The organism is Gordonia sp. J1A, assembly GCF_055393515.1.
On record NZ_AP041607.1, the window covers coordinates 3,659,531 to 3,681,462 of the forward strand.

The 21,932-nt window shown below is 68.7% G+C and carries 20 protein-coding genes; 10 read left to right on the forward strand and 10 right to left on the reverse strand.

Going from position 1 to position 21,932, the window contains the following annotated elements:
• Positions 1-132: 132 nt before the first annotated feature.
• The 3 genes from ACZ5QD_RS17010 to ACZ5QD_RS17020 all read right to left on the reverse strand — a co-directional run bounded on the left by ACZ5QD_RS17010 (position 133) and on the right by ACZ5QD_RS17020 (position 3,068).
• Positions 133-594, reverse strand: a complete 462-nt coding sequence (locus ACZ5QD_RS17010) for an SRPBCC family protein (RefSeq protein ID WP_006896960.1) — start codon at positions 592-594, stop codon at positions 133-135.
• 114 nt (positions 595-708) lie between these two features.
• Complete coding sequence (locus ACZ5QD_RS17015) at positions 709-1,827, reverse strand: acyl-CoA dehydrogenase family protein (RefSeq protein ID WP_222110932.1); 1,119 nt, start codon at positions 1,825-1,827, stop codon at positions 709-711.
• Between the two features lie 44 nt (positions 1,828-1,871).
• Positions 1,872-3,068 carry an acyl-CoA dehydrogenase family protein gene (locus ACZ5QD_RS17020; protein ID WP_375003036.1) on the reverse strand — a complete coding sequence of 399 codons (1,197 nt, stop codon included), beginning with the start codon at positions 3,066-3,068 and terminating at the stop codon, positions 1,872-1,874.
• A 99-nt stretch (positions 3,069-3,167) separates the two neighbouring features.
• Here ACZ5QD_RS17020 and ACZ5QD_RS17025 point away from each other — a divergent pair, with 99 nt between their 5' ends.
• Positions 3,168-4,574 (forward strand): amidase, encoded by a 1,407-nt coding sequence (locus ACZ5QD_RS17025; protein WP_464366960.1) that lies wholly within the window; start codon positions 3,168-3,170, stop codon positions 4,572-4,574.
• Between the two features lie 75 nt (positions 4,575-4,649).
• Here the strand turns inward: ACZ5QD_RS17025 and ACZ5QD_RS17030 are convergent, their stop codons facing one another.
• The 6 genes from ACZ5QD_RS17030 to ACZ5QD_RS17055 all read right to left on the reverse strand — a co-directional run bounded on the left by ACZ5QD_RS17030 (position 4,650) and on the right by ACZ5QD_RS17055 (position 11,007).
• On the reverse strand, positions 4,650-6,278 hold the full coding sequence (locus ACZ5QD_RS17030) for a solute symporter family protein (RefSeq protein ID WP_045540670.1): 1,629 nt from the start codon (positions 6,276-6,278) through the stop codon (positions 4,650-4,652).
• On the reverse strand, positions 6,275-6,652 hold the full coding sequence (locus tag ACZ5QD_RS17035; RefSeq protein WP_433820268.1) for a DUF485 domain-containing protein: 378 nt from the start codon (positions 6,650-6,652) through the stop codon (positions 6,275-6,277). Before ACZ5QD_RS17035 ends, ACZ5QD_RS17030 begins: the two co-directional genes overlap by 4 nt.
• Before the next feature lie 148 nt (positions 6,653-6,800).
• Positions 6,801-8,549 carry a sodium/solute symporter gene (locus ACZ5QD_RS17040; RefSeq protein WP_464366961.1) on the reverse strand — a complete coding sequence of 583 codons (1,749 nt, stop codon included), beginning with the start codon at positions 8,547-8,549 and terminating at the stop codon, positions 6,801-6,803.
• Positions 8,546-8,890, reverse strand: a complete 345-nt coding sequence (locus tag ACZ5QD_RS17045; protein WP_231650341.1) for a hypothetical protein — start codon at positions 8,888-8,890, stop codon at positions 8,546-8,548. Before ACZ5QD_RS17045 ends, ACZ5QD_RS17040 begins: the two co-directional genes overlap by 4 nt.
• A 78-nt stretch (positions 8,891-8,968) precedes the next feature.
• Positions 8,969-9,757, reverse strand: coding sequence for a LytR/AlgR family response regulator transcription factor (locus tag ACZ5QD_RS17050; protein WP_045540818.1), 789 nt, complete (start codon positions 9,755-9,757; stop codon positions 8,969-8,971).
• On the reverse strand, positions 9,757-11,007 hold the full coding sequence (locus ACZ5QD_RS17055; protein ID WP_006896951.1) for a sensor histidine kinase: 1,251 nt from the start codon (positions 11,005-11,007) through the stop codon (positions 9,757-9,759). Before ACZ5QD_RS17055 ends, ACZ5QD_RS17050 begins: the two co-directional genes overlap by 1 nt.
• A 184-nt stretch (positions 11,008-11,191) precedes the next feature.
• On the opposite strand from ACZ5QD_RS17055, the gene phoA reads away from it, so the two are divergent.
• Together phoA and groL are read left to right on the forward strand one after the other, a co-directional pair.
• The gene (gene phoA / locus ACZ5QD_RS17060; RefSeq protein ID WP_062366214.1) at positions 11,192-12,664 is read left to right on the forward strand and encodes an alkaline phosphatase; all 1,473 of its coding nucleotides are present in this window, start codon (positions 11,192-11,194) and stop codon (positions 12,662-12,664) included.
• Between the two features lie 238 nt (positions 12,665-12,902).
• On the forward strand, positions 12,903-14,525 hold the full coding sequence (gene groL, locus ACZ5QD_RS17065; protein WP_006896949.1) for a chaperonin GroEL: 1,623 nt from the start codon (positions 12,903-12,905) through the stop codon (positions 14,523-14,525).
• Positions 14,526-14,605: 80 nt separating this feature from the next.
• On the opposite strand, the gene ACZ5QD_RS17070 is transcribed toward groL, so the two are convergent.
• Positions 14,606-15,931, reverse strand: a complete 1,326-nt coding sequence (locus ACZ5QD_RS17070) for an amidohydrolase (protein ID WP_231650281.1) — start codon at positions 15,929-15,931, stop codon at positions 14,606-14,608.
• A gap of 43 nt (positions 15,932-15,974) precedes the next feature.
• On the opposite strand from ACZ5QD_RS17070, the gene ACZ5QD_RS17075 reads away from it, so the two are divergent.
• The 7 genes from ACZ5QD_RS17075 (at position 15,975) to ppk2 (ending at position 21,929) form a co-directional block, all read left to right on the forward strand.
• Positions 15,975-16,805, forward strand: coding sequence for a tyrosine-protein phosphatase (locus ACZ5QD_RS17075; RefSeq protein ID WP_006896947.1), 831 nt, complete (start codon positions 15,975-15,977; stop codon positions 16,803-16,805).
• A 4-nt stretch (positions 16,806-16,809) separates the two neighbouring features.
• On the forward strand, positions 16,810-17,412 hold the full coding sequence (locus ACZ5QD_RS17080) for a TetR/AcrR family transcriptional regulator (protein ID WP_045539312.1): 603 nt from the start codon (positions 16,810-16,812) through the stop codon (positions 17,410-17,412).
• Between the two features lie 61 nt (positions 17,413-17,473).
• On the forward strand, positions 17,474-17,908 hold the full coding sequence (locus tag ACZ5QD_RS17085; protein ID WP_006896945.1) for an SRPBCC family protein: 435 nt from the start codon (positions 17,474-17,476) through the stop codon (positions 17,906-17,908).
• Between the two features lie 266 nt (positions 17,909-18,174).
• The gene (locus ACZ5QD_RS17090; protein WP_231650280.1) at positions 18,175-18,678 is read left to right on the forward strand and encodes a DUF6764 family protein; all 504 of its coding nucleotides are present in this window, start codon (positions 18,175-18,177) and stop codon (positions 18,676-18,678) included.
• 120 nt (positions 18,679-18,798) lie between these two features.
• Positions 18,799-19,959, forward strand: a complete 1,161-nt coding sequence (gene nicT, locus ACZ5QD_RS17095) for a Nickel transporter NicT (RefSeq protein WP_464366962.1) — start codon at positions 18,799-18,801, stop codon at positions 19,957-19,959.
• Positions 19,952-20,917: an urea transporter gene (locus tag ACZ5QD_RS17100; protein WP_412475502.1), complete on the forward strand. Its 966-nt coding sequence runs from the start codon at positions 19,952-19,954 to the stop codon at positions 20,915-20,917. Before nicT ends, ACZ5QD_RS17100 begins: the two co-directional genes overlap by 8 nt.
• 61 nt (positions 20,918-20,978) lie before the next feature.
• A complete protein-coding gene (gene ppk2, locus ACZ5QD_RS17105) occupies positions 20,979-21,929 on the forward strand; it encodes a polyphosphate kinase 2 (RefSeq protein ID WP_039867673.1) in 951 nt (316 codons plus the stop codon).
• Positions 21,930-21,932 lie beyond the last annotated feature (3 nt).

The window sequence follows — 21,932 nt, forward strand, 5'->3', positions numbered from 1 at the left end:
GCGGGTCGCATCTCGTCGAGCACGCACACAGATCCCCGCTCAGCGGGCCGCCGCCGGGATCGGCGGGCGGTGGCTGAGCGGGGATCGGTGGGTTCGGTCCATGCGCGCCTGAATGCGCGCAGATGGCGGTGGTCAGGCGGTCTGCGCAGCGCGCTTGATCTTGCCGAGCGTCTCGCGGATTCCCGCGGCCAGTTCCGCCTCGAACGACTTCTCGCCGCCCATCACCTTGTCGACGAGGGTGGAGGAGATCTTGGTGGTCTGCCCGCCCGGCACCGTGCGGCTCTCCGTGAGTCGCACGCCCGAGTCGGTCGGCTCGATCCGGAACGACCACACGGTCCGGTTGTCGAGCACGCGGAAGGCCAGCTCCTTGTTGGGCTCGAAGGTGACGACCTTCGATCGCGTGGGCCACACGAGCGGGCCGCGGCGGTTCACGTTCAGCGTGGTGGTGCCGAGTTTCACGTCACCGCCGAAGATGATCATCTTCTTGCACTGGGGGCTCCATTCGCCCATGCGGCGCAGATCGCTGACGACGGACCAGACCTTCTCCGGGCTGGCGTCGATCTCGATGGAGTCCTCGATGAGGGGTGCGGCCATTGTTGCCTCCGTTTCGATCGCGCCGAGCGGCTCGGCGCTGGGGTTTCGGTCACCTTAGTACATGTGACCGACGGTCACAGATTCGGTGGCCCGCCGTTCGGGCCGGGCGCAGGCTCAACCCACGGTGACCATGTCCCACTCGCCGATCGACGCCGAAAGCCGCTGGAGATGACTGTCGGCGTCGCCCAGGGTGTGCCCGATCGCGGTGAGCCGGCTGACGTAGTGCGCCACCGGATACTCGGCCGTCATTCCGATGCCGCCGTGCATCTGGATCGACTCCTGCCCGATGTGCCTGCCCGAACGGCAGATCTGCAGTTTGGCGCGGGAGGCGATGACGGGGTCCACGCGGCCCTCCGCGAGCGCCGCCGTCGCGTAGACGCTGAGGCTGGTGGCCAGCTCGAGTGAGACGTACATGTCGGCGGCGCGGTGGGTCAGCGCCTGGAAGGTCGCCAGCGGAACGCCGAACTGCTTGCGGGTCTTCAGATATCCGGTGGTCATCTCCAGCGACGCCCGCATGGCTCCGACCGCCTCCGCGCACAGGGCGGTCTGGGCGAGTACCTCCACCTCGGCGATGACGGCGGTGGCGTCGCCGGAACCGAGGCGGGTGGCCGGCGCACCGTCGAATTCGATCTGTGCGCCACGGCGGCGGTCGTGGGTGCGGTAGCCGGTGCGCGTCAGGCCCTCGGCCGTCCCGTCCACCAGGTAGAGACCCACCTGGCCGGCCTCGTCGCGGGCCGAGACCACCAGGGTGTCGGCGCAGTCGCCCGCGGCGACCAGCGACTTGGTGCCCGTCAACCGGCCGTCGGCGAAGGACGTGGCGATCGCGAACGCTGGCCAGCGATCACCGTTCTCGTGGTGGGCGAAGGCGCAGAGCCGCTCGCCCGACGAGAGGCCGCCGATGAGTTCGGCTCGGGTCTCGGGGTCGGCGGTGCGGGTCACCAGCAGTCCGGGTACCACGACGGCGTCGAGGAACGGTTCGGGTGCGATCGTCGCGCCGAACTCGCCCATCACCGGTGCGAGTTCCTCGGGTCCGGCGCCGGTGCCGCCGTCGGCCTCGTCGAATACCAGACCCAGGATGCCGATCTCGGCGAGCGCCGACCACACGTCGCGGCTCCAGCCCAGTTCGGTGTCGGTGACCGCGCGCAGGTTCTCGATGTCGCCGTATTTTCTGCCCAGTACGTCGCGGACGGTGTCGCGCAGCAGGACCTGTTCCTCTGAGAGTTCGAATTCCATTGTCTTCCTTGTGAAGTGGTATCGGAGTCGGGGTGTCTGCGCGATCAGAGGCCGAGTACGGCCTTGTCGATGATCTGCCGCTGGACCTCCGAGGACCCGCCGTAGATCGTCACCTTCCGGTGGTTGAGATACGCCGGGACGGTCAGCTGGGCCCAGTCGGGGCTCAGGATCTCCGCGGGGTCGCCCTCCGCGGCGGAGTCGATCGCCGACACCGGAAGCGAGTCGGGTCCGGCGATGTCGGCGAGCAGTTCGGTGGCGTCCTGCTGCAGCTGGGAGCCGCGGAGCTTCAGCAGCGACGACGCCGGATTCGGCTTCCCGTCGGCCGATCCGGCGACCACCCGGAGCTGGGTGATCTCCAGCGCCAGCAGCTCGTTCTCCAGGTTCGCGAGCCGCGCGGCGAAGAGCGGATCGTCCAGCAGCGTGCCGGCGGCGGTGCGAGTCCGGGCGGCGAGCTTCTTGGCCCCGGCGACCTTGGTCTTGGTCCATCCGACGCGGGCGATGCCCGACCGCTCGTTGCCGAGGAGGAACTTCGCGATCGTCCAGCCGAGGTTCTCCTCGCCGACCAGGTTCTCCGCCGGGACGCGGACGTCGGAGAAGAAGACCTCGTTGACCTCATAGCTGCCGTCGATCAACTGGATCGGCCGGATCTCGACACCGGGCGTGTCCATGGGGAAGAGGAAGAAGCTGATGCCCGCCTGCTTCTTCACGTCCGGGTCGGTCCGGGCCAGAGCGAAGATCCAGTCGGCGTACTGCCCCAGCGTGGTCCACGTCTTCTGTCCATTGATGACGTAGTGGTCGCCGTCCCGGACCGCGCGGGTCTTCAGCGATGCGAGGTCGGAGCCGGCCTCGGGTTCGGAGAAGCCCTGACACCACCAGATGTCGAGGTTCGCGGTGGCGGGCAGGAACTTCTCCTTCTGCTCCTGCGACCCGAACTGCGCGATGACCGGGCCCACCATGCCCGCGTTGAAGGGGAGCAGGTCGGGCACGAAGTTGAGAGACATCTCCTCGCGCCAGATGTGATGCTGGATGGGCGTCCAGTCCCGACCGCCCCACTCCACCGGCCAGTGCGGCACGGCGTAGCCCGCCTTGTTCAGAATCCGGGTGGTGGTGACGATGTCTTCGGGGTAGTTCAGCGCACCGGCCTCACATCTCTGGCGGATCTCGGCGGGGATCTCGGTGGTGAAGTAGTGGTGGAGTTCTCGGCGGAAGGCTTCTTCCTCGGGAGTGAATTGCAGCTGCATCTCTGTAGTCTTACCCGCTCGGCCGGGTCGGGAGAAGGGCTCGCGCGAGTTGACTCGGGCGGGGGCCGGAGGCGGGCGGCCTCGGCTAGCGTGATCGGCATGAAACACGTTCACTCATTCGCCGACGACTGCCTCGGTGACCTCGACGCGGTCGGGCTGGCCGCGTCCATCGCCTCCGGAGCGATTTCGGCCGCCGAGGCGGCGCGTGCCGCGCTCGCCCGGATCGACGCGGTGGAGCCGCGACTGTCGGCGGTGGCCGTCGACGATCGGGAACGCGCGTTGGCGCGGGCGGAGGCCGACGACTTCACCGGCGTGTTCGCCGGTGTGCCCTCGCTGATCAAGAACAACACCGATTTCGCAGGGATCCCGACGCTCCACGGTTCGGCGGCGGTGGCGAACGTCCCCGCGCGCGCGGACGAGGCCGTGACGCGTGAGCTCGTCGGCACGGGGCTGAACATCCTCGGTGCATCGACGATGCCGGCCTTCGGTCTCACCGCGACCACCGAGTTCGCCGATCGGCCGCCGACCCGCAATCCGTGGGACACCGACTACTCCTGCGGTGCGTCGTCGGGCGGTGCCGCGGCGCTGGTCGCGGCGGGGGCGGTGCCGATCGCGCACGCCAACGACGGCGGCGGCTCCATCCGCATCCCCGCGGCGGCGTGTGGGCTGGTCGGTCTCAAACCCACGCGGGGGCGGGTGGCGCAGGCCAAGCAGATGCACGGCCTGCCGATCGACCTGGTGAGCAACGGCGTCGTCACGCGGTCGGTTCGCGACACCGCGCACTACTACGCGGATCTGGAACGGCAGCGGGAGGTCGCCTCGCTGCCGCCGATCGGCCTGGTCGAAGGTCCGGGCCGGGCGCGGCTCCGCGTCGCACTGATCAACACGCCTCTGACCGGCCGGCTCCTGGACGACGACACCGATCGCGAGCTGGCGGCGACCGTCGAACTGCTCGAATCGCTCGGGCACCGCGTGGAATCGGTTCCGATGCCCGTCGACCGCTCGTACATCGCCCAGTTCACCGACTACTGGGCGCTGCTGGCGTTCGGCATCGATCGAATGGGCGGCAGGTCGGTGGGCAAGGGATTCGACCGCTCGCGACTGGACCCGTTCACCAAGGGGCTGTCGGCGGCCTTCCTCAAGCACTTCTACCGCCTGCCGGCGTCGGTGATCGGGCTCAAGCGGGCGACGGCGAGATTCCGCAGCGCGTTCGAGGGGTACGACGGCATCCTCTCGCCGACGCTCGCGCACGCCGTGCCGGAGATCGGCTACCTGGCGCCGGACGGCGACTTCGACGAGATCTTCGCCCGGCTCGTCGACTACGTCGCCTTCACCCCCGCGAACAACAGCAGCGGCACCCCGGCCATCACGCTGCCGCTCGGCCGGAGTGCGAACGGTCTGCCGCTCGGGATGCACTTCTCGGCCGACCTCGGAGGCGAGCGCACACTGCTCGAACTCGCCTTCGAACTCGAGGCCGCCCGGCCGTTCGCCCGCATCCAGGACTGATCCACCGGGCGTCTCCGCCCACGCCGAACGCACTGTGCCCCGCCCTTGCGGACGGGGCACAGTGCGTATCGGGGATCAGTGAGCGAGTGCGCCTTCGGCGCCCACTCCGGTGAGCGAACGGACCTCCATCTCGGCGTTGCGGCCGGGCCGACCGCGGTCGGGCGACGTCAGCGTCCCGACGATGCCGAGCACGAAGGCCAGCGGGATCGACACGATGCCGGGATTCGACAGTGGGAACCAGGCGAAGTCGGCTCCGGGGATCATCGCCTTGGCGCCGCCGGAGACGGCGGGGGAGAAGACGATCAGGACGATGCACGAGATCAGGCCGCCGTACATGCTCCACAGTGCGCCGCGGGTGTTGAACCGCTTCCAGTAGAGGGAGTACACGATGGTCGGCAGGTTCGCCGACGCCGCGACCGCGAACGCCAGCGCGACGAGGAAGGCGATGTTCTGACCGTTGGCGAGGATGCCGAGGATGATGCTGACCACGCCGAGCACCACGATGCAGCGACGCGAGACTCGCACCTGATCGTCCTCGGATGCCTTGCCGCGCTTGATGACCGACGCGTAGATGTCATGGGCGAACGATGCCGAGGCGGTGATCGCGAGCCCGGCCACCACGGCCAGGATGGTCGCGAACGCGACGGCGGAGATCACACCCAGCAGCACCGTTCCGCCGAGTTCGAGGGCCAGCAGCGGAGCGGCGGCGTTCTCCTTGCCCGCGGAGGACAGGATCCGGTCCGGGCCCACGAGCGCGGCGGCGCCGTAGCCGAGGATCAACGTGAACAGGTAGAAGGCGCCGATGAGGGAGATCGCCCAGACCACCGAGCGGCGGGCCTCCTTGGCGGTCGGAACGGTGTAGAAGCGCATCAGCACGTGCGGCAGACCGGCGGTGCCGAGAACGAGGGCCAGGCCCAGCGACAGGAAGTTGACCTTCGACATCGTCGATCCGCCGTACTGGGCACCGGGCGCGAGGACGTCGCGCGAGGCGACGGCCTTGTCCGCCGAATCGCCCATGGCGTTCTGCGCCTGACCGAGGATCTCCGAGACGTTGAAACCGAACTTGCCCAAGACCAGGAAGGTCATCACCGCGGCACCCGCGATCAACAGGACGGCCTTGATGATCTGCACCCAGGTGGTGCCCTTCATGCCGCCGATCAGCACGTAGGCGATCATCAGCACGCCGACGACGGCGATGACGATGGACTGTCCGGTGCGGTCGTGGATGTCCAGGAGCAGTGCGACCAGGCCGCCGGCTCCCGCCATCTGCGCGAGCAGATAGAACAGCGACACCACCAGGGTCGAGAGTGCGGCGGCCATGCGGACCGGCCGCTCTTTGAGCCGGAAGCTCAGCACGTCGGCCATCGTGAACCGGCCGGTGTTGCGCAGCAGTTCGGCCACCAGCAGCAGCGCGACGAGCCAGGCCACCAGGAAGCCGATGGAGTACAGGAATCCGTCGTAGCCGTAGACGGCGATCGCGCCGGCGATGCCGAGGAAGCTGGCGGCCGAGAGGTAGTCGCCCGAGATGGCGATGCCGTTCTGCGGGCCGGAGAACCCGCCGCCGGCGGTGAAGAACTCGGAGGCCGAGGCGTTCTTCCGGTTGGCGCGGATGACGACGATCATGGTCACCGCGACGAATGCGACGAAGATCGAGATGTTGATGGCCGGGTTGCCGACGGTCTCGGCGGCGAGCACGTGGTTCATCGCTGCGCCTTTCCGGCCGTCGAGTAGGTGCCGTCCGCGAAGTTCTCGCGGATGGCCTCCGACTGCGGATCCAGATCGCGGTTGGCGAACCGGACGTACAGGAATGTGATGCCGAACGTGGTGACGAACTGCAGCAGTCCGAGGATGAGGCCCACGTTGATGTTGCCCCAGACCGGGGTGGCCATGAAGTCGTGCGCGAAGGCGCCGAGGATGACGTAGCCCGCGTACCAGAGGAGGAAGAAGGCGGTCATCGGGAAGACGAAGCGGCGCAGCGCGGTGCGCAACCTCTGGAACTCTGGGCTGGCCTGCGCGACGAGGAACTCGTCCTGGGAAGGACTGATGTCCTTCGGCGCGGCATGATCGGTGACGGTCACGATCACTCCTTTGCTGGTGTGCTGCGGGGATGTAGCTGCACAAATCATGAGTGAGACGACAGTCACAGGGAATGTCGTCTGTGACCTGAGCGACGAGCCATGGCGGCCGTGCGGTGAACGGTCGCCGCCGCCCGATGAACGGTAGCGGTCAGTCCTGCGCCGACGGGGTCCGTTCCACCCCGAGCCCGAGCCGTTCGGGCACGTGCATCCGAGCGAAGGCGGCGCCGGTGACCGCCGGGATCCGCGATCTGGTGGCCAGGCTGACGAGGACCATCGTGGCGAAGGTCAGGGGAACGGTGACCGCCGCGGGGAACCCGGCGATCACCGACAGCCAGCCGGCGCCCGCACCCTCGTCGATTGCCCCGGTCACCGCTACTCCGACCGCCAGCGCGGACGTGGTCGCGCCCACGCAGAGTCCGGCGATCGCACCGGCGGCGGTGAGTCCGCGCCACCAGATTCCCAGCACCAGCAGTGGGCACAGCGTGGCCGCCGAGACCGCGAAGACCAGGCCCACCGACCGTGACAACTCCAGTGTCCCGGCGTTGAGGGCGATCACGATCGGCACCGCCCCGCCGAGCAGAGCGCAGATGCGGAAGCTGCGGACTCCCGGGGGCATCAGGTCGGTCGACATCACGCCGGCGATGCTGACCAGCAGTCCGGACGAGGTGGCGAGGAAGGCGGCCATGGCGCCGGCGGCCACGAGCGCCGACAGCCCGATCGCCCAGGCCCCGTGCAGCGCGGAGGCGGGCAGCAGCAGGACGGCGGCGTCGGCGGTGCCGGTCGCCAGGACCTGCGGGACCCACGCGCGGGCGAGTGCGCCGAGGACGGTCGGGAAGAGGTAGAAGACCGCCAGCGCCGCGATCACGTTCAACGCCGTCCGCCGTGCGGCACGGCCGTCGGGATTGGTGTAGAACCGCACGAGCACGTGCGGCAAGCCCATCGCGCCCAGGAAGGTCGCCACGATCAGCGAGAGCACCTGATAGAGCGGATGGCCCCCGCCCAGGCCGCCGCCCGATTCCATCCAGGCCGACCCGGTCTGCGGCGCGTTCGCCACCACCGGGGTCGCGGCGCCCTCGGCGAGGTCGATGACCGCGCCGCGATCGAGACGGTGCGTGCCCGCGCTCAACGGCTGGTCGACGACCGCGGCGCGGTCCACGTCGCCGGTCGCCCGAACGCCCGCCGGGTCGGTCACCGTCACCTCCACCGGGGTGTCGACCCGGACGGTGGTGTCCGCGGACACCCGCGGTGGCAGCGGATCGCCGAGGCGCTGCGGGCTGTTCAGAAACACCGCGGCCAGCACCAGCGCGGGGATCGCGACGGCGGTGAGCTTGAGCCAGTACTGGATCGCCTGCGCGAAGGTCACCGATCGCATGCCAGCGCCGACCACGTTCACGATCACCAGCAGTCCGGTCGCGGTGACCCCGACCCACGGCGGTACGTGCAGCAGGATGTTCAGGGTCAGCCCGGCGCCCTGCAACTGCGGCACCAGGTACAGCACGCAGATCACGATCACCACGACCATCGCGGCCTTGCGCGCCCGAGTCGAGGCCAGCCGGAACTCGGCGAAGTCGGGCACGGTGTACGCGCCCGACCGGCGCAGCGGAGCGGCGACGAAGAGCAGCAGCGAGAGGTAGCCGGCGGTGAATCCGATGGGATACCAGAGCGCGTCGGCACCGTACTTGGCGACCAACCCGGCCACGCCGAGGAACGACGCCGCCGACAGGTACTCGCCGGCGATCGCCGCGGCGTTCCATCCCGCACCGATGCTGCGTGAGGCGACCAGGAAGTCGGACGTCGACCGCGAGCCGCGTCCGCCGTAGGCGCCGACCGCGACGGTGCCGAGGGCCGCGAGGAGGACGGCGGCCACCGTCAGTGCCGCGACGTGCTCGGTGATCATCGCGTACCGCCGCCCGGGTCGTCGGCGCTGTCGGAGTCGGCGTCCACCAGCCGGACGAAGTCGCGTTCGGCCTGCTCGGCCAGCCGGATGTACAGGCGACCCGCCAGATACAGGAGCGGAAGGGGCAGCAGGCCGAGGATCAGCCAGTTCAGGCGCAGACCGAAGACCGTCGCGTCGACGAACGGTTCGACGGTCGCGCCGATCAGCGGGATGGCGACGAAGATCGCGAGGACGGCCACGCCGAGCCGCAGCGCCAGCGCCAGCTGGGCGCGGACCAGTCCGCGGACCAGATGCTCGCCGACGCCGGTCTGCTCGGCCACCTGCACTCGGGTGCGGACCATGCGCGCGCCTCGCCGCTCGGACAGGACGACGCGTTCGCGCTGTGGGGTCGGTTCACGGGCGGAGTCGGGCGCCACGGATCAGCCGTCCCGCCCGGAACGGAAGGTCCGCATCGGGTCACGGACCAATCGGTCCTTCAACTCGCGCACCTGCCTGCGGCTCACCGGCAGTTCCACCGCGGGCGAGGCGCCGTTGGCCCGGACCCGGACCATGGTCGACGCCCCGGTGGACCGCAGGCCGGTCACCATTGGCAGCGCCACCAGGTACGAACGGTGAACGCGTGCGAAACCTGCTCCTCCCCAGCGTGATTCGAGGGTCGAGAGAGTGACTCGGACGAGGTACGCGCCGGTGTCGGTGTGCAGTCGGGCGTAGTCGCCGACCGCCTCGATCCACGAGATGGAGTCGCGCTGCACCAGCGAGGTGATCCCGCCCGACTCCACCGGAATCACATCGTCGGCGGGTTCGTCCGGCTCCTCGGTCCGGACCGGACCCTCGCCGCCGGCGAGGGAGGCGAGGATGCGGCCCACCGCTTGATCGAGCCGTTCGGCTCGCAGTGGTTTGAGCAGATAGTCGACGGCACCGACGTCGAAGGCCTCGACCGCGCGGTCGTCATGCGCGGTGACGAAGACGATCGGCGGCGGCGCCGAGTAGTTGGCCAGGACCGCCGCCAGCTCCATGCCCGAGAGTCCCGGCATGGAGATGTCGAGGAACACCGCGTCGATCCGGCGCTCGGCGAGTTCGCGCAGCGCCTGGGTCGCGTCGGACGCCTTGTGCACCGCCGACACCGCGTCGTGACGGTTCAGCAGGTAGGTCAGTTCGTCGAGGGCCGGGATCTCGTCGTCCACGGCGAGCACGGTGAGGCCGGTCATCAGCTGCTCTCCTCCCGTCCGTCAAACCGTAGCGCGGCGGCCGGGCCTCCGGCGTGGATGCCCGCGGCGAACTTCGGGATGCGCATGCTGACTTTGGTTCCCGCTCCCACCGCCGTCTCGACGACCAGGCCGTAGTCGTTGCCGAACGCCGCGCGCAGCCGCTGGTCGACGTTCGTCAGTCCGACGTGTGCGCCGTCGGACTCCCGCGGTCCGGCCGGGTCGAGCGCGTCGATCGCACCCGTGCGCAGCAGTTCCGGATCCATGCCGACGCCGTCGTCCTCCACGCTCAGCAGACAGTCGGGTCCCGCGTTGCGCGCGACGATCGAGATGGTTCCGTCCCGGCGCCCGGCGAGGCCGTGCCGCACGGCGTTCTCCACCAGCGGCTGCAGTGCGAGAAAGGGCACGACGACGCCGAGGACCTCGGGTGCCACCTGAACCTTCACCGTCAGCCCGGGCCCGAAACGCGCTCGTTCGAGCGTGAGGTAGCGGTCGATGTTGCGGAGTTCGTCGGCCAGTACCGTGTACTCGCCCGCGGCGCGGAAGGAGTAGCGCGTGAAGTCGGCGAAGTCGAGGATCAGCTCGCGTGCGCGGTCGGGATCGGTGCGGACGAAGGATGCGATCGTGTTCAGTGCGTTGTAGATGAAATGCGGGCTGATCTGTGCGCGGAGGGCGAGGACCTCGGCGCGATCCAGTCGCGCGCGGGAGGCGTCGAGCTCGGCGAGCTGCAGTTGGCTGGCCGCATAGCGTGCGACCTCGGTGATGGCGCCGATACGGCCGGGGCCGGGCTCGGTCACCGATGCCACGACCAGTGCGCCGATGCCGATGCCGTCGGCCATCAGCGGCGCGGCCAGGAGACTGCGCAGGGGACCGACGCCGTCCGCGGGATCTCGCTGCACGCAGTGGCGGCCGTTCGCGAGCGTGTCGGCGGCCAGCGCGGCGGCCGCCGAGCGCATCGGCGGGGTCCACAGCTGTTCGTCGCCGTCGAAGGTCAGGAGCGATCCCTCGGCGTCGTAGAGCGCGAGTCCGTCGGCGCCGGTGAGCGCCCGCAACGGGCCGGCCGCCTCTGCCGCCGACTCGGCGGTGAGACCGCGGCGGAGCGGCCGGGCGGCCAGCGCCGCCGTGTGCAGGGTGTCGTGCACGGCGCGCTCGTGGGGTGTGCTCACCACTCGGCGCGTGCGCAGTGCGACGACGATCAGGACCGTCGCCAGCGCGACGCCGAGAACGGCGATCGCGATCAACTCACCCGACATGCGCAATCACGAATCGACGCTAGCAAGCGTGTCTCGCGGTCGACGCCGGATCGCCGGGCCGCAGGCGGATTCACCGGGCGTTCGCCTCCGGTACGCCGGATCGACTCGGGCGGGCACCCGCTCGTCGAATGGAGTTCGGTTCGAGGCCGACAGCCGTTCATATGCGACTGTTGGCATACCTTTCATGGCTCAGAACCTGGAGAAGAAGAAGGCCCGCAGGGCGGGCGCACTCGCGGCAGCAGCTCTCGGACTCACCGGAGTGCTCGGCGCGTGCTCGGTCGGCGTCGACGGCGACAAGGCCGCAGACGTCGACATCTCGCGCGCGGCCACCGGCGACATCACGGTGCACGGCGGTGCCCGGCGGCTGGCGGAGGATCAGACGCAGGCGATCGCCGATTCGATTCAGAAGTCGGGAGCCAAGAACGTCATCCTGATCATCGGTGACGGCACCGCGAATCAGGAACTGACCCTGGCTCGCAACTACCAGTGGGGTGCGGCCGGCGCGATCCCCGCTATCGACGAGCTTCCGCTGAGCGGTGACTACACCACGTACTCGTTGAACAAGGACACCCACAAGCCCGATTACACGACCGACTCGGCGGCCTCCGGCACGGCGTGGTCGACGGGGACGAAGACGTACAACGGCGCTGTCGGCGTCGACGTGAACGGGGTGCCGCAACGCACGATCCTGGAGATCGCCCGCGCCAACGGCCTGCGCACCGGAGACGTCACGACCACCGAACTGCAGGATGCGACGCCGGCCGTACAGGTGGCGCACGTGACTCAGCGCAAGTGCTACGGACCGAAGGAGACCACCGAGAAGTGCCCGGAGAACGCGCTTGAGAACGGCGGCGCGGGATCGATCACCGAACAGCTCCTGGCGGCCCGCCCCGACGTCACGTTCGGCGGCGGGTGGGCCACCTTCGCGCAGACGGCCACGGCGGGCCGATACCAGGGGAAGACGCTCGAGGCGCAGGCCAAGGAGCGCGGCTATCAGATCGTCCGCTCGGCGGACGAGATGCACGATGTGACCGTAGCGGACCAGGACAAGCCGGTGCTCGGTGTCTTCGCCGACGGCAACCTGCCGCGCATCTGGGACAAGGCGACCGCCGTCAAGGACGGCATCGAGCAGCCGCCGGTCCGGTGCGCGCCCAATCCCGCGTTCACCTCGGCCACGCCCAAGCTCGGAGACATGACTCAGAAGGCGATCGACCTGCTGAAGAACGACAAGGGGTTCTTCCTGCAGGTGGAGTCCGGGTCGGTCGACAAGGCCAACCACGACGCCGATCCGTGCGGTCAGATCGGCGAGACGGTGCAGTTGTCGGATGCGGTGAGCAAGGCGCTCGACTTCGCGAAGAAGGACAAGAACACGCTGGTGATCGTCACCGGCGACCATGCGCACACCAGCCAGGTGGTGGAACCGCATCCGGAGCTGCCGATGCCCGGACTCACCCGGCTGCTGACCGGTCGCGACGGCGACCCGATCGCGGTCAACTACGGGACCTCGCTCGAGCCGGGGGAGGAGCAGCACACCGGCGGGCAGGTCCGGATCGCGGCGTACGGTCCGGGTGCGGCCAACGTCGTCGGCCTCAGCGATCAGACCGATCCGTTCTTCTACATCACCGACCAGCTGGGACTCGACCGCACCAAGAGGTAGCGGCCCGGGACGTGGTTGGTGACCTGCTTATACGCGCCGAAGCGGCGGCCGTCGAGCTCCGGGGCCAGACCTTGCACTCTCACCATGCGAGTGCTAAAACGGAGTCTGGCACTCACGGAGTGTGAGTGCCAGGTCGGAACGGTGAGATCGGTCCAACAGACACCCCGGTCGTCCGTCGCGGGCATCGAGTCCGGCCCAGAAGACTTAGTGTCACCCCCTACCGGAGGATCACTTACCAATGGCAAAGCAGATTGCTTTCGACGAAGAGGCCCGTCGCGGACTCGAGCGCGGCCTGAACAGCCTCGCCGACACCGTCAAGGTCACCCTTGGACCGAAGGGTCGCAACGTCGTCCTGGAGAAGAAGTGGGGCGCCCCCACCATCACCAACGACGGTGTCTCGATCGCCAAGGAGATCGAACTCGAGGACCCGTACGAGAAGATCGGCGCTGAGCTGGTCAAGGAAGTCGCGAAGAAGACGGACGACATCGCCGGCGACGGCACCACCACCGCCACCGTTCTGGCACAGGCGCTGGTCCGCGAGGGTCTGCGCAACGTCGCGGCCGGCGCGAACCCGCTCGGCCTCAAGCGCGGCATCGAGAAGGCCGTCGCGGCCGTCACCGAGTCGCTGCTGAAGTCGGCCAAGGAGGTCGAGACCAAGGAGCAGATCGCTGCCACCGCGGGCATCTCGGCCGGCGACCAGTCGATCGGCGACCTGATCGCCGAGGCGATGGACAAGGTCGGCAACGAGGGTGTCATCACCGTCGAAGAGGCTCAGACCTTCGGTCTGCAGCTGGAGCTCACCGAGGGCATGCGCTTCGACAAGGGCTACATCTCGGGCTACTTCGTCACCGACGCCGACCGCCAGGAGGCCGTCCTCGAGGATCCGTACATCCTGCTCGTCTCGAGCAAGGTGTCGACCATCAAGGACCTCCTGCCGCTGCTGGAGAAGGTCATCCAGTCGGGTAAGCCGCTGGTGATCATCGCCGAGGACGTCGAGGGCGAGGCTCTCTCGACCCTGATCGTCAACAAGCTCAAGGGCACCTTCAAGTCCGTCGCCGTCAAGGCCCCGGGCTTCGGTGACCGCCGCAAGGCCATGCTGGCCGACATCGCCATCCTCACCGGTGGCGAGGTCATCAGCGAAGAGGTCGGCCTGTCGCTGGAGAGCGCTGGCCTGGAGCTGCTGGGCACCGCCCGCAAGGTCGTCGTCACCAAGGACGAGACCACCATCGTCGACGGTGCCGGCGATGCCGACGCCATCTCGGGCCGCGTCGCACAGATCCGCGGCGAGATCGAGAACAGCGACAGCGACTACGACCGTGAGAAGCTGCAGGAGCGTCTGGCCAAGCTGGCCGGCGGTGTCGCAGTCATCAAGGCCGGCGCTGCCACCGAGGTGGAGCTCAAGGAGCGCAAGCACCGCATCGAGGACGCCGTCCGCAACGCGAAGGCTGCCGTCGAAGAGGGCATCGTCGCCGGCGGCGGCGTGGCCCTGCTGCAGTCGGAGCCGGCCATCGACGGTCTCGCTCTCGAGGGCGACGAGGCCACCGGCGCCAACATCGTGAAGGTCGCTCTGGAGGCTCCGGCCAAGCAGATCGCCGTCAACGCAGGCCTCGAGCCGGGCGTCGTCGCGGACAAGGTCCGCAACTCGCCGCTCGGCACCGGCCTGAACGCGTCGACCAACACCTACGAGGACCTGCTCGCCGCGGGCATCAACGACCCGGTCAAGGTCACCCGCTCGGCGCTGCAGAACGCGGCTTCGATCGCCGGTCTGTTCCTCACCACCGAGGCCGTCGTCGCCGACAAGCCCGAAAAGGCCGCTCCGGCCATGCCGGGTGCCGACGAGATGGGCGGCATGGGCTTCTGATCTGATTCAGAACCCCCTGCGATTCCACGCAGAACGAAGGCCGGTCACCCGAAGGGTGGCCGGCCTTCGGCGTCGCGGGGTCAGCTCCGGTTCAACAGGCCGAGCATCGAGTAGGCGGCGACCTTGGCGCCGAAGGGGATGGCCGACAGGTCCACCAGATAGTTCGGGTTGTGCGGAGCGAACGGGAACGGCTCGCCCTGCGCCTGAGCCGCCGCGAAGGTCTCATGGTTCGCGATGCCGACCAGGAGGTAGTTGAACGGCATCTCCGGGTACGGGCCCTTCAGCAGCTGGACGTCCTCCGAACCGGTGGCTCGCGGCATGTCGGTGACGATCTGCTGGTCGCCGAGGACCGCCGCGAGCGTTCGGGCCATGCGTTCGGACAACTCGAGGTCGTTCACCAGCGGACTCGACCCGCCCTTCAGGGTGATCTCCGGCAGCTTGTCCTCGGGCATCCCGTACGTCCTGGCGATCCCGTCGGCGACCGACTCGACCGCTGACAGCATGATCTCCCGGACCGCGGGGTCGTACCAGCGCAGATTCGCCTTGAGCAGGGCCTGTGTGGGGATCACGTTGTTGTCGGAGCCGGCGTGGACGGCGCCGACGGTGAGCACGGCGGTCTGCTGCGGATCGATCATCCGCGACACGATGGTCTGGAACTCCACGATGGCCATCGCGGCCATCAGCACCGGGTCCTTCGCCTTCTGCGGCATCGAGCCGTGGCCTCCGACACCGTGGAAGAGGATGTCGAGCTGATCGGTGCCCGCGAGCCGCGGCCCCGGAGACGAGACGACCACCCCCACCGGGGCGGGCGCGGTGTGCATGCCGATGAACACGTCCGGTTTGGGGATGAAGTTGTACAGACCGTCGTCCACCATCGCCTTGGCTCCGGTGATCGGTTCCTCTGCGGGTTGACCGATCAGGACCAGGGTCCCGGACCAGCGGTTCTTGAGTTCGATCAGTGCGTGCGCCATCCCCAGCATCCAGGTGACGTGCGCGTCGTGGCCGCAGACGTGGGCCACCGGCACCTCGGTGCCGTCCTCGCGCGTGACCCGCTTCTCACTCGCGTACTCGACGCCCGTCTCCTCCTGCACCGCCAGTGCGTCCATGTCGGCGCGGTACATCACCACCGGACCGTCGCCGTTGCGGTAGATGGCGGCCACCCCCGTGGTACCGATCCCGGTCGTGATGTCGAAGCCGAGGTTCTGCAGGGCCAGCTCGATGATGCGGGCGGTCCGGACTTCGGCGAATCCGAGTTCGGGATTGCGGTGGATGTCCTTGAACGTCTCCACCAGCCGGTCGGTGTCGGCGTCGATGATCCGGTCGACGTCGGCGACGAGGTCTGCGGGGAGGGAATCGGTCAGCGGCTCGCCGTCGTGGGCGTCTGGGAGAGTGCTCACATCCGCCATGTTAGACAGCGTGCCGAGCCTCGGCTGAGCATAATGAGACTTCATGACCGACCAGCAGACCCGGGTCCCCGGCGCCCCCAGTCCGTTCCCCGTGCTCCCCAATCTGCGTGATCTCGGCGGATGGGTCGGAGTCGACGGGCGGCCGGTCCGCCACGGAATGCTGTTCCGGTCCACCGATTTCCGGTCCATCGTTCACGACTCGTCGGCGGTCGCCGAGATCGCCGCGACTCTCGGCCTCCGCACCGTCTACGATCTGCGGTCGGCCGGCGAGACCGAAGCGATGCCGGACCCGGTGTGGGCCGACGTCGCCGAAGTGCACCTGGACGTCCTGGCCGATGCGCAGACCGCCGTACCCGCCAACCTGGCGACCGTCCTGACCGATCCGGCGGGTGTCGCCGAGATCAATCGGGTGCTCGAGAGCGGCGGCGCCATCTCGACGATGGCGGGCACGTATCGCCAGATGATCACCCTCGACAGTGCGAAGACCGGTTACCGCCGCTTCTACGAGGGGCTCCTCGGCGAGGACCGATCGCCGGCCTTGTTCCACTGCACCACCGGCAAGGACCGCACCGGCTGGGCCTCGGCGTCCTTCCTGTCGCTGATGGGCGTCGCCCGCGACGACGTCTTCAGCGACTATCTGCTCACCAACGACCGTCTGGTTCCGGCCCTGGCTCCGGTGTTCGAGAAGTTCACGGCTGCGGGCGGCGACGCAGATGCGCTGAGGCAGGTCCTGGGTGTGCGGCCGGAGTATCTCGAGGCGGCGTTCGACGAGGTGGATCGGGTTCACGGCGGCATGGAGGCGTATTTCGCCGAGGCTCTCGGAATCGACTCCGCCGCGCAGTCCGAACTGCGAGAGCGGTTCCTCGAGGCCTGAGGCTGTGAGATCGCCGGAGCCGGACTCGCCGCGGGCCGCGATGGTTCGGTGCGCGGCCGACCTCATCGCCCGCCACGGAGTCGCGGGTACCTCGATCGGCGACGTACTGGCAGCTGCCGACGCCGCCCGCGGATCGGTCTACTACCACTTTCCGGGCGGTCGCGCTCAGCTGATGGCCGAGGCCGTCTACTTCGCGGGCGAGGTACTCGGGGCGGAGCTGAATCGCGCCCGTAGGCGGCCGCTTCCCGACGCGGTGGCCGCCGTCGCCGGCATCTGGCGCCGGAGGCTGATCGAAGACGACTTCGAGGTCGGCTGCCCGGTGGCGGCGGGTGCGCAGGCACGCGAGCGCGACCCCGAGGCGGCCCAGGCCGGCGAAGAGGTCTTTCTGCAGTGGACGCATCTGCTGGCGGCCCGGTTCCGTGAGGAGGGCTTCGACGACCGGCGCGCGGACGAACTCGCCGATGCGGTCCTGTCGGGCATCGAAGGCGCGGTGGTTCTGTGCCGAGCGCGGCGCAGCGTCGAGCCGCTCGACCGCGTCGTGCTCACGCTGAACGAGCTGGTTCGACGCCCCGTTCCCGAAACCGTGACCGATGCGGAACCGCGCTGAGGAGAGTGAAGATTCCGGCGGCGGCCGGGTCCACCGTCACCGGCTGGGGTAGGTTCTGTCCATGGCTGTCTCTGCATCAACAGAATTCGACCTCAAGGCCCCGCTCGCGCTGGTGATGGAGGTGCTGCTCGACGTCGAGTCCCTGCCGGAGTGGTCGGGCCCGCACAAGTCGGCGAAGATCCTCACCGAGGACGCCGACGGGCGGCCCGCTCGCGTGGAGGTCTCGGTGAGTGCGGTCGGCATGACCGACAACCAGACCCTCGACTACTCCTGGACCGACAACACCTGCACCTGGGATCTGGTCGAGAGCGATCAGCTCAGCGAACAGCACGGCGTCTACACGCTCACCGAGAACGGCGATACGACGCACGTGAAGTTCGACCTCACTGTCGACCTGAAGATCAAGCTCCCCGGACTCATCGTCAAGCGAGCCCAGAAGATGGCGGTCGACACCGCCAAGAAGGGACTCACCGAGGAGGTCAAGCGCCGCAGCTGAGCGCGACTCGGACTCGAGACGCTCACAGTAGACGCGAACTTCGACGACAGAACCCCCGTCCCGGACGGGGGTTCTGTCGTCTCGCGTCGCGCCTGCGGGTGGGGCGACCACGGCCCGGTGCCACGGCAGGAATCAGTCCGGTCACGATCGGCTGTGAGGAACCTGGAATCGCGAAACTCGCGAGTAGGGTGGCGGCTGCATCGTGCGCCGGTGAGCGGCCGCACAGTCGCGTCTTGTTGAGAGGGACAGTCATGCGAATCGGGTCGTTGTTCTTTCGTGTCGTGTTCGGGATCGCCGCCGTCGCCGCGGCGTTCGGACTGACGTCGTTGCTGGGCGGTGGTCACGCCGCGGCGTCGACCAACTGCACCGCGAACGACAACCAGCGCGTCGAGCGCGCCAACGGCCAGAGTCATTGCATCGCGAACGCCGGTCCGGGCAGCCGCGCCTCGGCGCAGGACACCACGAACAACGGTGCGGCGCTCGCCGTCGCGACGACCGGAGGGACGGCGACGGCGCAGAACAACGGCGTCAATTCGTCGGCGCTCGCGAGCGGCATCCACCGGGGCAACGGTTACGCGTACACGATGGGCCCGTACTCCACGTCGGTGGCGCAGGGCCGCAGCGGCGGTACCACGGTCGCGGTGTCCGGAGCGGCGGGCGGAGCGTTCGCCACCGGCGACGGCGTCGCGTGCCTGGGCAGCATGGCCGCCACCTACGACACGACCACCGGTCGGGGCTGCTTCCGGTGGGGCGAATTGTACGTGCACTGAGACGAAGTCGGCCGATCCGGCTTATGCTTCGCGAATGACGGTAGTGCGGATCGGTTCCTTCACTCTCCCTTCCTCTCTGCTCAGGCCCGCGCGGGCGGATGATCCGTCGGCGGCGCGGCCGTGACCGCCTCGACGGACTCCCGGCCGGGACCGGTGCGCCGTCTGCAGGCCCTCTGGGGCGGACTGTCGGCGCGCGACCGCCTGTCACTCGGCGGTATGACCGCGGTGGTGGTGCTCCTGCACGTGGTGGGCATCGGTATGCTCGTGGGTCTGGCGGCGCCCGAGCACTTCCAACTCGGGGGTGCCCACACCGAGTTCACCGTCGGCGTGGGCATGCTGGCGTACACCTTCGGCCTCCGGCACGCCTTCGACGCCGATCACATCGCCGCGGTCGACAACGCCACCCGGAAACTGCTGGCGGACGACGCCGATCGCCAGGCCGACGGACTGCCCGCCCGGCCGAAGCCCCTCTCGGTCGGGTTCTGGTTCTCGCTGGGGCACTCGACCATCGTCTTCGGGCTGACGGTCCTGCTGGCGGTGGGCGTTCGGGCACTCGCCGGGCAGATCGAGGACGATTCGTCGACCCTGCATTCGATCACCGGTGTGATCGGGGCGTCGGTGTCGGGAGTGTTCCTGTGGATCCTCGGGGCGGCCAACCTCGTGGTGCTCATCGGCATCGTCAGAGTGTTTCGCGAGATGCGGTGCGGTGAGTTCGACGAGGAGGCACTGGAGGAACAGCTCAACAAGCGCGGCTTCATGAACCGGCTGCTCGGCGGGCTGGCGAAGTCGGTGCGCAAGCCGTGGCACATCTATCCCGTCGGCGTGCTGTTCGGTCTCGGCTTCGACACCGCCACCGAGGTGGGCCTGCTGGTGCTCGCGGGCGGTGCGGCGGCGTTCTACCTGCCGTTCTACGCGATCCTCGTGCTGCCGATCCTGTTCGCCGCCGGGATGTGCCTGATGGACACCGCTGACGGGGTGTTCATGAACGCGGCATACGGCTGGGCCTTCGCGCGGCCGGTGCGGAAGGTCTACTACAACATCACGATCACCTCGATCTCCGTGGCGGCGGCTCTCGGGATCGGCACGGTGGAACTGGCCGGGGTGCTCGCCGACGAGACTCACGTCGAGTCCGGGCCGCTGGCGTGGGTCGCCGGAATCGACTTGGACTACGCGGGATTCGTGATCGTCGGGGTGTTCGTCGCCGCATGGGCCGCGGCACTGGCGATCTGGCATTTCGGCGATATCGAGAACCGCTGGAAGCAGGAGGTCCGCAGTGAGTGACGTCGAGACGCGGACGGACGCTCCGGCCGAACCGTTCGGGTCGCCGCGCGACGCGGCGGCCACCGCACTCAACGGGATCGGTCAGATCTACTTCCAGCCGAACGTGTGGTGCGGTCTGCTGATCCTGGCGGGATTCGCGGTCGCGGACTGGGGAATGGCGCTGCTGGGCGTCATCGGGCTGGCGGCTTCGACCGCCGCGGGGGTCGCCCTGCGCGACCGCTTACCCGGGTCGCCCGACGGTTCGGCGCTGCGCGCCGGAATGCACGGCTTCTGCGGGGTTCTCGTGGGTGCGGCGGCCTTCACCATGCTCGGAGCGGGCTGGGCCGGTGTGATCGCCACGGTGGTCGGCGGATTGCTGTGCGGTCCGATCACCGTCGCCTTCGTCGCGCTGTTCGCCGCCCGCGGATTCGCGCAGTTCGCGCTGCCCGCGACGACGGCGCCGTTCTGCCTGGTGGCCGAGGCCGTCCACTACGCCACCGAGCCGCTGCAGGAGCCCGCGGGCGCGCTGGCGGAGATCGACGGCAACCGCTTCGAGGTCGCCGTGCACGCGATCCTCAGCGGGATCTCGCAGGTGGTTCTGATCGACGATCCGATCTCCGGTCTGCTGATCCTCGTCGGCCTGACCGTCGCGGGCTGGCGGGTGGGTCTGGCGGCGCTCCTGGGCAGCGCGCTGGCCGCCGGTTTCGCCGTCGCGATCGGGTCCTCGCCGCTGCGCGACTATCACGGACTCGACGGCTACTCGTCGGTGCTGGTCGCGATCGCGATGGCGTGCGTGTTCCTCTCTGGACGGTGGATGCCGTGGGTGATGGCGGTGATCGGAGCACTGCTGGCGGTCCTGCTCGAGCGGCTCATGCTCGGAACCCAGGTGCCGCTCTTCACGTGGCCGTACGTCCTGATCACCTGGATCCTGCTGGTGATCGTCCGCTTCGTGCCGGGTGTGCACCGCGCGCCGGGCTGACCCCGACACGCTGCTGGTGCCGGAGCCGCCGAACCGGGCTAATCTGACGGACGTGGATGGAATCACCGGCGACAGCAACCCCGTTCAGCACGTGGGACCCGACCTCAGCCTGGTCTCCGGGCGCGAGGCTCTGCAGCACCTCGTGGACCTGCGGAACACCGCCGGGTTCGCCGTCGTCGACGATGACGACGACGATCCCATCCTGCTGACGCTCCCGACCCGGAACGTGGTGGACACCTGGCGCGAGGACTACCCGTACGACGAGCGGATGAGCCGCCGCGAGTACGAGGTCACCAAACGCCGTCTGCAGATCGAACTGCTGAAGCTGCAGAAGTGGACCAAGCAGACCGGGCAGCGGCATCTGCTCGTTTTCGAGGGGCGCGACGCGGCGGGCAAGGGCGGCACCATCAAGCGGTTCAACGAGCACCTCAATCCCCGCGGTGCCAGGACCGTCGCCCTGGAGAAGCCCACCGAGCGCGAAGCCACCGAGTGGTATTTCCAGCGGTACGTCCAGCATCTGCCCGCAGCCGGAGAGATGGTCTTCTTCGACCGCTCCTGGTACAACCGGGCCGGCGTGGAGCGGGTGATGAACTTCTGCACCGACGCGCAGTACGCGCAGTTCATGCAGCAGGCGCCCGCGTTCGAGAAGATGCTGGTCGACGATGGCATCCACCTGGTGAAGTTCTGGTTCTCGGTGACGCCGCTGGAACAGCGGACCCGGTTCGCGATCCGGCAGATCGACCCGGTGCGCCAGTGGAAGCTCTCGCCGATGGATCTGGCGTCGCTCGATCGCTGGGACTCGTACACCGAGGCCAAGGAGCAGATGTTCGCCGACACCGACACCGATTTCGCGCCATGGACCGTCGTGAAGAGCAACGACAAGAAGCGGGCCCGCATCAACGCCATGCGGTACGTGCTGAGTCTGCACGAGTACGACGGCAAGGACGAGGCGCTGGTGGGAGTCCCCGATCCGGCGATCGTGGGCCGCGCGCGCGATGTGATCGGTGAATGACCC